The sequence below is a fragment of the Paenibacillus radicis (ex Gao et al. 2016) genome, assembly GCF_014641555.1.
Classification (GTDB): domain Bacteria; phylum Bacillota; class Bacilli; order Paenibacillales; family Paenibacillaceae; genus Pristimantibacillus; species Pristimantibacillus radicis.
In genome coordinates this window covers 407,624-419,986 of the sequence record NZ_BMHY01000005.1, presented here as the reverse complement: position 1 = coordinate 419,986, position 12,363 = coordinate 407,624, and the positions used below count along the sequence as shown (strand labels likewise).

Below are 12,363 nucleotides of genomic sequence, written 5' to 3'. Positions count from 1 at the left end.
AACGAGATGAAAGCATTAAGATGGCATGGCCAGAAGGATTTGCGTCTTGATCACATTGAAGAACCCGCCGCTCAACCTGGCAAAGTAAAGATTAAAGTCGAATGGTGCGGCATTTGCGGCAGCGACTTGCATGAATATACAGCTGGCCCAATTTTCATTCCAGAGAACGCCCCTCATCCCATCACTGGTGAAAAAGCCCCTATCGTAATGGGGCATGAATTTTCCGGACAAGTCGTCGAAATTGGCGAGGGCGTAACGAAAGTAAGTGTTGGCGATCGCGTCGTTGTAGAGCCTATTTATGCTTGCGGCAAATGCGATGCCTGCAAAGCCGGGTACTACAACCTTTGTTCCACAATGGGCTTCCTCGGTCTTGCTGGAGGCGGCGGCGGTTTCTCCGAATATGTAGCTGCTGAAGAATACATGGTCCACAAAATTCCGGACAGCATTTCTTATGAGCAAGGCGCTCTTGTCGAGCCTTCCGCTGTTGCGCTCCACGCTGTTCGTCAAAGCAAGCTTAAAGTCGGCGATAAAGCAGTCGTATTCGGCGCTGGCCCAATCGGCCTGCTCGTTATTGAAGCTTTGAAAGCTTCCGGCGCAGCCGAAATCTATGCCGTCGAGCTGTCCCCTGAACGTAAGCAAAAGGCGGCTGAGCTTGGCGCCATCGTCATTGACCCGCAACAATATGATGTGGTGGATGAAATTCATAAACGGACGAACGGCGGAGCCGACGTCGCCTACGAGGTCACAGGCGTACCGCCTGTCCTCACACAAGCGCTTAATTCGACGAAAATCGGCGGCGAGCTGATGATCGTCAGCATTTTCGAGAAGGAAGCATCTATTAAGCCTAACAACGTAGTCATGATGGAACGGACGATCAAAGGGATCATCGGCTACCGAAACGTATTTCCAGCCGTTATCAGCTTGATGGCGCAGGGCTACTTCTCGGCTGAAAAATTGGTCACCAAACGGATCAAGCTGGACGATGTGGTGGGAGAGGGCTTTGAAGCTCTGCTGAAAGAGAAAAATCATGTGAAGATACTTGTAAAAGCGGAATAAGCGCTGCTATAAGGTAAAAACAGAAGGCGAGCTTCCCTCAGGGGCGCCCGCCTTTTTTTCGTATTAGACTGGAGCCGTGACGCTGCTTTTGCACCATACTACGATCTCAGCGATACCTGCTTTTTCTTATTGTCCCAATGGACTTCAATCTGATAGCTATTGCAAAATTCCCGCAGCGGAATCATCAGTCCCTCTTCCTCTTTCACTGACAGCATGCCTGTAAACACGGCTTCTTCACCATCTATGCGGATGCCAACCGCGTCCCCTTCGATGGCAGACTTCCCCCCGCGCTTCAGTTTATCGATCAACTGCTCTGCCGTCTCGCCATCCTTCGCTCCATTCATACGGAAGCCATTGACCTGCCCGGCAGCATTCAACCCTTCCTTCACCGTGAATGAAAGCTCAACCCCGAGCGGTTCCAGCTCTCTCAGCACTTCTTCGTTGAATGCACCATATGGAAATGCTAAAATGCCCCGTTCATTTCCCAGCTCCTCCTTCAAACGCTTCTCCGCTAAAGCCAGATCATTGACAATTCGCTTTACATAAACGGCATCAGTCTCCGTCTTCCCCGTTTCCTTATTATAAAGACGAACGGTCATTAGCGGTTTCGTCCCTCCGTCCGCATCGGCTTCCCCGTAATGATGCAAATCATACGTATGACTGTAAAACGACATGCCCGACTTCTGCATCTCCCTCATCTGATCCCAGGTCAGCTTAGCCAAACCCGTTCGCTTATCAATAGCCGATACGATTACGAAATTCACAGCCGGATATTCGTATTTCTTTAGCACCGGATAGGCCACGTTGTAGAAGCTTTCATAGCCGTCGTCAAACGTCAGCAGCACAGCATTATCCGGAACCGATCCTCCGTTTCTTATGAACTCCGTATATTGCCCGATGTCGATCACATGGAAGCCATTCTCCTTCAGCAGCGACATTTGGCTTTCAAACCGTTCGCTCGAAAGCTGCTTCGTCCCGGATGCCGGCTTTGTTCCGATATCATGGTACATCAATACGGCAACTTTGTTGGAATAGTAGACCGAACTGCTGCCCGTTTCTGCAGAGGCGGCCACTGCTTCAATCTTTTTCTGAAAATGCTGTTCAATAAACGCTGAAGACACCAGCATTTGTCCGTCTTTCATCGTTACAGCCGGCGGCTCCGCCAGCTTCACGCCATTGACGACAAAGCCTACCTCCGTTGACGGATTGGATGTCTGCTGGCATGCGCTCAGAAGACCAACTAACAGCACTAGCAGTAATAAGACATGACGAATTTTAAACAAAATAAAGCCCCCTCTATTTCTTATCGATAGGGATAAGTATAGAGGGCGCTTCTTAACGCCTTCCGGCGGAAAAGCTTATCAAATCCTTAACGTTCGCTTAAACGGGTTTAAGGTTGGAGCGGCAGCCGAATTTCGAACACCGTCTCCTTCTTGCTGCTTCGAACCGAAATAGAGCCTTGATGCCGTTCGACGATGCTTTTCACGATCGCCAGTCCAAGACCGCTTCCGCCCGTATGCTTGGAGCGTGACTGCTCCACCCGGTAAAAGCGCTCAAATAGGCGCGGCAATTCCTGTTTCGGAATCGGTTCCCCGTAATTGGCGAAAGCGACGATCGCCTGCTGGTCTTCCATTGAAACGCGGATATCGAGATATTTGCCCTGCGAGCCGTAATTAATAGCGTTGGCTATAAGATTCTCGAAAGCACGTACGAGACTTTCTCCATCCGCAGCAATTAACATCGCTCCGTCCGGCGCATCAATTCGGCAAACCATGTCCGCTTTGGTCAGACTGGGCACAAATTCCTCAGCCAACTGGCGAAGGAAGCCAATCAGGTCCAGCTCCCTAATATCCAGCTCATCTTGATTATTGTATTTGGTATATTCAAACAGATCATCGATCAGACGCTTCAGTCCGCGTGATTTTTCATGGGCAATATTGACGTAGTAACGCAGCTCGACCTCATCCTTATAGCGGTCGTCTTCGATGGCTTCCAGGAAACCCAGTATAGAAGTGAGCGGGGTGCGCAAGTCGTGGGATACGCCGGTAATCAGATCGTTTTTCGCCTTCTCGGCGTTACGCTCCTCTTCGATTGAGAGGCTGAGCTGCCGGCTCATCCGGTTGATATTATGGGCCAGCAGTCCAAGCTCATCCGTCGTTTTCACCGGAATGGAATGATCCAACTGTCCTTTGGCAATCTCCTGCAAGCCTGTCGTAATCTGCTTCAAGTAACCGATCATCGAGCTTGTCGTCAAATAAAACACGATAAAAAACAGCAGAATTCCGCTAATCGTCATTAATATGGGCGAGCCGACGTTGTTAATGATCCATTTTAAACCCGGGTTATGCGGATCTTTAAAAATCAGATAAGAAATAAAAGCATGCCCGATGACGAGCAGGCATCCGGTTATAACCATGCTGACGATGAAAATGAGCAAAAACCTCCACCGCAGCGTCCGAAATAGTCCTGTCCCGCTCCCTCTTGCCTCTAGCTGTTCCAGCTCCCGTTCAGCCTTGGAGGTTCTCTGCTTGCTGTTACGCATCCGGTCACGCATCCCGAAATAAAAGATGGCAAAGAGCAGCAAACCAGTTACAAGCATAATCGGCCCTGAACCGATATGCTCCACCATCCAAATGAGCGGGTAATCATAGGGCTCGATCTGAATAAGTACGGATAAGACGGCCCGCCCCACCAGCACGATTATAAAGGCCGCAACAGCCCCAATAAGCAGCAGAATTCTTTTCCGCTGTACGTCCACGTTAATCGCCGCCCTTTCGTTCTATAGCGATTCCATTTTGTAACCGATGCCCCATACCGTCTTGATGAATTTCGGGGTTTGTGCGTTTTTCTCAATCTTCTCCCGCAGCTTGCGAATATGGACCATAACCGTATTTTTCGACTCCATGAACGGCTCATTCCATACGGCTTCGTAAATTCTATCCATACTAAGTACGATGCCTCGGTTAATAGCCAACAGATGCAAAATCGCGAATTCACGCGGTGTCAGCTTAACCTCCTGCTGGTCGACGAATACCGTATGCATAGCCGTATTAATGACGAGATCGTCGATGATGATTTCATCGGCATTTTTAGCCTCGGCTCCCTTGAATCTTTTATAGCGTCGCAGCTGCGATTTCACCCTCGCCACCAGCACCAACGGGCTGAACGGCTTGGCCACATAATCGTCTGCCCCAATGCTAAGCCCGGCGATTTTATCGATATCCTGGCTTTTGGCCGACAACATAATAATCGGAATATGATGCTCCTCGCGAATTTTCATGCAAGCCTCCAGGCCATCCATCCGCGGCATCATGACGTCCAGAATAATCAGATCGATATGATTATGACGCAGCTGCTCCAACGCTTCCAAGCCATCAGACGCTTTAAGCAGCCGATAGCCTTCATTCGTTAAATAGAGCTCCATCAGCTTTATAATTTCCTGCTCATCATCTACCAACAGGATCGTTTCCATCTGCAACCGCACCTCTTTCTATTTGCGTAGACAATTTCGAACACCGTATGCATAAAAAAACAAGCCAGCTGGTCGCAATGGCTTGTTATGTATTTGCGCAGCAACAGGGGGCATGTTACCAGTCCCTCTATGATTTATTATACAAAACTCTACTTGTGATAAAAATGTTTATTTTCGACTAGCGATACAATACTTTTATAAATAAATTAAAATATGGTTACATCCTATATCGATTGGTCGGTGACTTCGTTGGTTACTACTCTTTATTTTGTTCGGCATGCTCATTCTGCTTATTCTATTGACGAATTGAATAGATCCTTATCTGAGCGAGGAATAGAGGATGCCCTTAAAGTTACGGACATACTGAAAAACGAAAAGATTGCTGTCGTTCTTTCAAGCCCCTATAAAAGAGCCATTCAAACGGTTCAAGGGTTAGCTGCAATACATGGTCTTAATATCGTCATAGAAGAGGAATTTAAAGAACGATTATTATCTGCTAAACCTGTCGATGACTTTAACCATGCCATAGAAAAGGTGTGGGCAGATCCTTCTTTTTCCTGGGAAGGAGGAGAATCCAACCTTATTGCCCAGAAGAGAGGAGTTCGAGCGCTCCATAAAGTACTGGAACGATACGAAGGTGAGAATATAGCAATCGGGACGCATGGCAATATTATGGTTTTAATTATGAATGCCTTGGACAACAGATTCGATTTCGAATTCTGGAGACAGCTGGACATGCCAGATATTTATAAGTTAAGCTTCGACCGGCTAAAGCTTATTGAAGTGGAGTGTATTTGGGGATAATCAACCGCCATGCGTCCATACTAAAAAACCTGCCCATTCAGGCAGGTTCAGGTCAGTCTTAGCTTTTCATCAATTGCAGAATTGCTTGCGGATTGTTGTTCGCTTGAGCCAGCATGGCTTGCGCGGATTGAGATACAATGTTGGACAACGTGTTATTAACCATTTCTTTAGCTATATCCGTATCCCGAATTCTCGACTCTGCAGCTGCTAAATTTTCATAATAATTTGCTGCATTGTTCATCGTATGCTCCATTCGATTATGCAAGGAGCCATGGATCGCCCGGACATTGCTTATTTTAGCTAGAGCACCTTCTGTCTGAGCAAGTGATTGCGCAGGGATTGATGGCGGCAGTAATCCGATATTCGATATCCCTAGACCGCTAGCTTTGACATTGAATAAAGGGATTTCGATGGTTTCGTGCGCTTTCGTTCCCGCCTGAATGACAAGTTGCGGAGGGGCATAGTCTATATCGGTAATGTCTGTCACAACCTCGGATTCAATATGCTTGGTTACCTCCGTTTCCGTTGTATGCTCCAGGACATCAATATTGGGCGATAGCGATAGTGGACCGTACTTAAATCCAATGGTCATACTCTGGCCTTGTGCCAAATTGTACTCCCAATTGAAATTAATTTGCGGCTCCCCTGGCACCGTATTATTAATGGTGAGCCCTGTTGGCGCTGCAAGTCCGAGTCCATCATCAAATTCAACACTCGCATTCGCTTCTTCACCTTCCATATGGAAGACGTTACCGGACACCGGTGAGATGACATGATTGCCTGGCGGGAGAGGATTTCCTGTATCGTCAAACATCACTGCGTTTTTAGGCGGATTCAAGCTGTTGCTCATATTAACGGTTGAATCCGTTGTCCCGTTATTTTTCATTTCATATCTAATTTCGATCGAATTGTCTGCATTTATCGTCCGGTATCTGGTTACGGATATGTCTGTATTGGGAAAAACAAAATGATCAACTGCCGGAACCGTTCCGGGATTTGTTCTGCTCCCATATTCCAACGCTCTTGAAACTCCGTCAACTTCAATATTCTCAACCATATTCCCATACAATTGCGAATGATGCGCTGAGCCAAAATAGGTATCATTTCTTCCTACGGTATACCAATAAGCCGGGTCCGTATAAACGGGGTTCGTTGTAGGGGCCGTCGTTTCATAAACCTTCGTATTCGTATCCGTTTTGGTAGTCGTTTGAGTATCGACCTTATAATCGTTATAGCCTTCTCTTCCATCCGGAAATACTTTAGGCGTCGTTTGACTTGTGCTGGAGTAGGTCTGGGTCGTCGTGGTCGTATCTACGTCCCTAGTTTTTTGACGCGGTGTCCCTGGCGTCCCTGCGGGTGCGTAAATTGGGCTTTTCGAAATGTAAATATCGGTCGGCGGATCGCTGATGTTCATTGTCGTATCGGTACTCGAACGGTCCGCATAGATCTGATAATCGCTGCGGGCGAGAAGATTGATTGTGTTAAACGTGTTCGACTCTGCAATACTATCAATTGCCTCATTAAGCTGGCGTATTTCTAGTTCGATCATCTGCTTGTCCTGATCGGAATAAGTGCCGTTCATCCCCTGAACGAGCAGCTCCTTCTGCCGGGCAATAATGTTCGAAATTTCCTGCATACCGCCATCGGCGGTCTGAACGACCGATATGCCATCCTGTACGTTACGTTCTGCCTGTTGCAGCCCTCGAATCTGCCCTCTCATTGACTCCGAAATCGATAGACCCGCTGCATCGTCAGCAGCTCTATTGATACGCAAGCCCGAAGCCAGCTTTTCCGATGATTTGGACAATTTTTCATTATTTTTCTTCAATATATTGTCAGCATTTAATGCGGATATGTTATGGGTGATTCTCATAATCGGCTCCTTGTAAAAGAAATTAATGATTGTCATGATTACCCACTACTACCATAACATATTCTCCTAAAAACCGACAATAATATATGACATTTATGATTTTTTTGATGCTTATTATGGAATAAAATAGACGCTCAGGATATCCTGGCGTCATCTTTATGTTCTTTTAGGTCACTATCCGGTTATAGCTCATTGGATGGAGTTCATTAACTCATAGAAATACTTCGACTCATGCGTTTTATTTAGCCCATACCAAGCGTCTAATGATTCTGGAGTAAATACATCTAACGCTTTTAACACATGAACAGAAAATTCTAATGGCGCTACTCCTGATGCAGTGATCAATTTCCCGTCCGTTACAGAACATTCCGCTTTGTAATACTCTTCACCCTTATAAGAATGGCAAATCAGTTTAAGATAGGCCAAATCATTGCTTGTATGCGGACGTGAATCTAACAATCCTGCTCCAGCAAGCCCCAAGGTAGCACCACAAATGGCTCCAACTACTATTCCTTGCTCTATGCACATCCCGGCAATTTTTAATATAGGCTCATGAATAGCTTCTGTCCATGTATTTCCACCAGGCAAAATCAATGCATCGATATCTTTAATGCTGCACTCCTCCACCTTAACATCTGGAATTATTTTCAATCCGCCCATTGTCGTAACTGGAATCTTTTCTATTCCTACCGTGACTATTTTTGCGGGCGCCAGCCCCTGCCTGAAGTATCTTCCCGAATTCAATTCAGCAGTTAAGTAACCTGCTTCCCAATCAGACATCGTATCAAACACGTAAAGATATACCGTATTATTCATCTCGAACGCTCCTCATAAAGTTCATTAATAACAGCAACCATTCATCGTAATGAGCGGTTAAGTTCATAATAAAACAACTTCACTGACAGCTGCTGTCAGTGAAGTTGTTACACCGGGTAATATTCAATTGCTTGCGTTGATAGAAAAAGGAGCGAAGCCTAATTAGACTCGCCTCTCCATTCCATCAAGTTGGTGTGTCTGCCGTTCCACCACGACCGCTTAATTCCTTGAATAGCCGGAAACCCTTATGTATCAAGGTTTTCGGTTACTTTCATTTTCTATGGACTTTTATTTCATAAGATTCCTTCCAGTACGTGACCAGTTTGTGACCACGGTTGTGACCATTTCAGAGTGAAATCTTTCGCAATGAATATATGTATTCGTTACCTAATATGAAGCTTGGAATCATGATATAATTTATGTATAAGATAGGAAGTCCTGACGTTGAAATTGCTTGATCCTCGAAATGATACTATTTTCAAACTAATATTACGATTTTATAATTTTACATAATAAGATGTTTGGGGGCAATTAAGTTGGACTTTCAAAAAGATGAAGGTATTTTTAGGAAATATAAGCATATTTTTAACACATATGAAGATTTTTTTAATAGAGATAATTATCCTAAGTTTTCAGCAAAATCATACTTACCTATAGATGAGGAAGTGTGTGTTTGCTTAATGGGGAAACAGTACAAAGACTGTTGTAAAACAAAACATAAAGAAGCTATTAAATTTAGAAAAGAGAACCCTGGAGTAATAGAGGAAGAGCTTGATCAATTCTATTTGCAAAAAGACAGTAAATTGATAAGCAGTAAAGTAGAAAAAGCATCTGTAAATAAAAAAAATATTGCTTATTGTTCTGCTCATGAAGTGTTTGGTGATTGTGATCATGGTAACCACATGCGACATTCTCATACTTTGACTGAGAATAACGTTCTGAGAAACTTAAGTTTTGGTGACAAAGTAATTGGATTTAATGATCATAAAGTACCTAACGAGGACGCACTAAATAAAGATATTTCAATGTTTTACTCAGAAATCCCTATTGAAAATGCGAGTGTTACAGTCTCTTTTTGCAAAAAGCATGATGAAGAACTATTTGCTGATATTGAAAAGGATGGAAATACTGATTATTCGGGAACAAGTATTCAAAATATCGAGTATTCATTAAAGGCTATTACATTTGACATTTATTATAAAATTATGAACATTTTCTATATGGCGGAACTTATTCGTAACAACAAGTACGCTATATGTAGTCCTGATGGCTCCCAATCTGAATATTTTAGAAACTATCATCATTCAGTTGAAACATTATTTAGGCTCTATCCCTTAATGTTGAAAATGTTAAATGAACTTAAACGATTAAAAACACAGGAAGCAGAATCTAAGTTAGAAACCATTATCTTTGAATTGCCTATTGAGAGGATTAACCTTTCTCTTTCAGAAGTTATTGAGTATGAAGATATACTATGTTTTGTCAATGTAATAAATAGTAAAAAGCCATATATTATTGTTTCTTATTATAAAGAAAGCAAAAGAATTATTAGTATTGATAAATTAAAAAAGATGTATGATTCATGTGAAAACGAAAAGTTACAACTATGGTATTTATGGAATTTCATAAAGGAACTACTGATTAATTCAATAAATATATACTTTAATAAAACAGCATTTTATGATCTTTCAGATGAGGCTAAAGTTTACTTATATATTGTACATAGAGAAGGGATAGCAGATATTCCGCCCGAATGGCAGAACTTTCATGATATAGAACTAATGCGTTTCTTATATGGCTGTAATATTATGCTCTAATTAAAATTCGTAAAGGGACATTTGTTCTAATTATATACATAATTAGAACAAATGTCTGATCCATAAGCCCCGCTATATACCCCAAGCACGCTAATGTTAGCAAGTATTCATATTCGTTACGTGTGGAGTACCCATAACAGCAATATCCTGCCCTTTGAAGCCATCATAACCTGCGGTGTTTCCGAAATAACCTACTACATTAATGTTGAACTTTCGGACCAACCTGACGTATTCATCTTTCTCGGTCACTCCCTTATAAAAGAAGACACGTTCATAAAGACCACCGAAATCGAATCGTCGACGAATGTCCGTCCGAGCTCCTGTCTTAATCTGTTCGATGTTGTATTTAAGCTGGCGTTTCCCAGCCTTTACATTGCATCTTATATCTGTTGCGGATATGCCAAAATCAAAGGTGACGTTTTTATCGCCAGCTCTATAATTATATCTTAATAGAGAAGGCAGGAAGAAAAAATGCAATATCGAGATATTTATGAAGATAACGGACTTGTTGTATGCAAGGAGAAAGGAAAGCCTGCATACGCAAAATATAAGAAAGAAGCTGAAGTACCACATATTACTTTTCACGACTTACGCCATACTCATGCCTCGCTACTTCTTCAGCAAAACGTGCATCCTAAAATCGTCTCAGAGCGTCTAGGTCATTCATCCATTACAATGACATTGGACACATACTCGCATCTTCTTCCGAATATGCAAGACGTTGCCTCTAACTCATTAGCAAAAACATTGTTCCATGCATCTACAGTTAATGAACAACGATGCGAATACCTAGTCATCGCATGGTAAATGAGCATTAAAGTTCTGTGACCAATCCGTGACCAGAAACCGAAACATGATGGAGTCGATTAAAATTGAATATCTCCTAAAGCACACAAAAACCTGACGTATCAAAGGTTATCGCATTTGAATCAGGATGCGGTCGGAGGGATTTGAACCCTCACGAGCTATGCTCGCCACCCCATCAATATGGTGTACTCGACGCTGCTTATGTTTTCTCTGTACAGCCCCTTGAGGCAAACAATTCCTTAATGACATCCTCATCGCCAAATCCATAAGGACAGCCATCAGAAGGACGGTTCGCACTGTAATACCAACGGTAGATATCGTAGGAATCCTCGTATTTTGCATAGGCCGTTATATATTCTACCGGAGCAAGCTCTGCTACTCTGTCTGCAGTCAGTGTTTGGGATGCATAAGTTCTCTTGAGGCTTTCTGTCATGATGCGGCGTGATGGCATCTGAACCCATCCCTCCGGATAGCGCTCATTCACCCATTGATCGATATAGCGCAGAAATTCGGCACGAGCATCATCCCTGAGAAGGGCAAACCATGTAATTTCATCATAGCCCCAGGCAAAATGGCTTTCATGATTCGGCACTCCGCGAGCACGGTCCCGGCCGAAATTGTCAAACTCTACGATAAACGGCATCGAATCCGCCGCCCAGCCGCTTGGGGATACTCCTGCTGCACTGCGTGCGAACAGGCTGTCCAAATATCCCTCTTCACAGATACATTCCATTGGCTTATCGATGACTTCCTTTAAACGGATTGGAAAGCAGTTATAGTCAAATAGGCTGACACCGTCCACGCTGATTCCGTGCGTATGCGCATCACATAAGACGTAATGGCGGCGGGCATGCTGCTTGGCATAATCCCGGATCATACCGATTACCTCTTTGAAGTAATGGAAGCCTTCATCCTCCGCACCGATCAAATGCACCTGTCCGAAATGAATGCCTTCAAACCCTGCACGGATATAAGAACATGCCCGGTAGTAAATCCATAACCGGGATTCCAAACGGTTGATATCCTCTACCGAAGAGTCCTTCCCCCACTGGTTGATATACCTGCCATTTTCAAAAACCATATTCTCATAGGAGAAATAGCGGTCTTCCACATCAAGTCCAAAAGCTTCAAACACCCATGCTGGTATTTGGACTGAGTTTACGAAGCTTTTCTGAATGCATTCGAATACACAGGCCTGTAAAATAAAGTCCGGATCCACCTCATGCGCGCGCTCTGCACGTTCCTTCGCAATCCGGAAATGCCGCTCATCATCCGTGCTGTCCCACACATAGGAAGCCCGTCCGATAAACTTCGCGCCTTCATTCTTTAACATCCGAATATCGTCCTCAAAGGTTGAAGAAGCTAGACTGTTATCCTCGCCAATGCCGCAATGCGTCACGGCACGTGACAGAAAGTTGTTCAAAACCTCTCTCGATATAAATCCGTCAAAAAAGAAATCCATCGGATACATCTCCATTTCTTCATAGATTTATAAACAAATAGTGTTGTGCAGGGAAACGTGAAAGGGGTGAACCCCCGCCTAAAAGCTGCTGATCGAAAGGCAATAATTTAAGTATATATGGATGTTGCAATTAGACGGAATGTGGCATTTTAAAAGTTTATATGTGAATTGAAAACGGATCTTGCGCCGGGGCTTCACACGGTTACCAATCGAAGCGGCCGATGCCTAAATCGCAACGAACCCCCTCAATTGTTGA

10 protein-coding genes are annotated in these 12,363 nt (G+C 44.0%); 4 read left to right on the top strand and 6 right to left on the bottom strand.

The genetic code is table 11. The annotated features are described in order from the left end of the window. The first annotated feature begins 6 nt into the window (after positions 1 to 6). A complete protein-coding gene (locus tag IEX98_RS15875; protein WP_188890172.1) occupies positions 7 to 1,056 on the top strand; it encodes a 2,3-butanediol dehydrogenase in 1,050 nt (349 codons plus the stop codon). A 98-nt stretch (positions 1,057 to 1,154) separates the two neighbouring features. Here IEX98_RS15875 and IEX98_RS15870 read toward each other — a convergent pair whose 3' ends face one another. The 3 genes from IEX98_RS15870 to IEX98_RS15860 form a co-directional block, all read right to left on the bottom strand. Further along, complete coding sequence (locus IEX98_RS15870; protein WP_188890171.1) at positions 1,155 to 2,339, bottom strand: polysaccharide deacetylase family protein; 1,185 nt, start codon at positions 2,337 to 2,339, stop codon at positions 1,155 to 1,157. A gap of 107 nt (positions 2,340 to 2,446) precedes the next feature. Then, the gene (locus tag IEX98_RS15865) at positions 2,447 to 3,472 is read right to left on the bottom strand and encodes a HAMP domain-containing sensor histidine kinase (RefSeq protein WP_229692225.1); all 1,026 of its coding nucleotides are present in this window, start codon (positions 3,470 to 3,472) and stop codon (positions 2,447 to 2,449) included. Positions 3,473 to 3,835: 363 nt separating this feature from the next. Beyond that, positions 3,836 to 4,528, bottom strand: a complete 693-nt coding sequence (locus IEX98_RS15860; protein ID WP_374705354.1) for a response regulator transcription factor — start codon at positions 4,526 to 4,528, stop codon at positions 3,836 to 3,838. Between the two features lie 249 nt (positions 4,529 to 4,777). On the opposite strand from IEX98_RS15860, the gene IEX98_RS15855 reads away from it, so the two are divergent. Beyond that, positions 4,778 to 5,332 carry a histidine phosphatase family protein gene (locus IEX98_RS15855; RefSeq protein WP_188890169.1) on the top strand — a complete coding sequence of 185 codons (555 nt, stop codon included), beginning with the start codon at positions 4,778 to 4,780 and terminating at the stop codon, positions 5,330 to 5,332. Between the two features lie 58 nt (positions 5,333 to 5,390). On the opposite strand, the gene IEX98_RS15850 is transcribed toward IEX98_RS15855, so the two are convergent. Both IEX98_RS15850 and IEX98_RS15845 read right to left on the bottom strand, forming a co-directional pair. Then, positions 5,391 to 7,241 carry a flagellin gene (locus IEX98_RS15850; RefSeq protein WP_229692210.1) on the bottom strand — a complete coding sequence of 617 codons (1,851 nt, stop codon included), beginning with the start codon at positions 7,239 to 7,241 and terminating at the stop codon, positions 5,391 to 5,393. Positions 7,242 to 7,394: 153 nt separating this feature from the next. After that, a complete protein-coding gene (locus tag IEX98_RS15845; RefSeq protein WP_188890168.1) occupies positions 7,395 to 8,021 on the bottom strand; it encodes a type 1 glutamine amidotransferase family protein in 627 nt (208 codons plus the stop codon). A 536-nt stretch (positions 8,022 to 8,557) separates the two neighbouring features. Between IEX98_RS15845 and IEX98_RS15840 the strand changes: the two genes are divergently transcribed. Together IEX98_RS15840 and IEX98_RS15835 are read left to right on the top strand one after the other, a co-directional pair. Continuing rightward, complete coding sequence (locus tag IEX98_RS15840; RefSeq protein WP_188890167.1) at positions 8,558 to 9,838, top strand: hypothetical protein; 1,281 nt, start codon at positions 8,558 to 8,560, stop codon at positions 9,836 to 9,838. 471 nt (positions 9,839 to 10,309) lie between these two features. Beyond that, entirely contained in the window at positions 10,310 to 10,645 is a 336-nt protein-coding gene (locus tag IEX98_RS15835; RefSeq protein WP_188890166.1) for a site-specific integrase, read from the top strand. Positions 10,646 to 10,844: 199 nt separating this feature from the next. On the opposite strand, the gene IEX98_RS15830 is transcribed toward IEX98_RS15835, so the two are convergent. Then, complete coding sequence (locus IEX98_RS15830) at positions 10,845 to 12,107, bottom strand: hypothetical protein (protein ID WP_188890165.1); 1,263 nt, start codon at positions 12,105 to 12,107, stop codon at positions 10,845 to 10,847. Between the last annotated feature and the right edge of the window lie 256 nt (positions 12,108 to 12,363).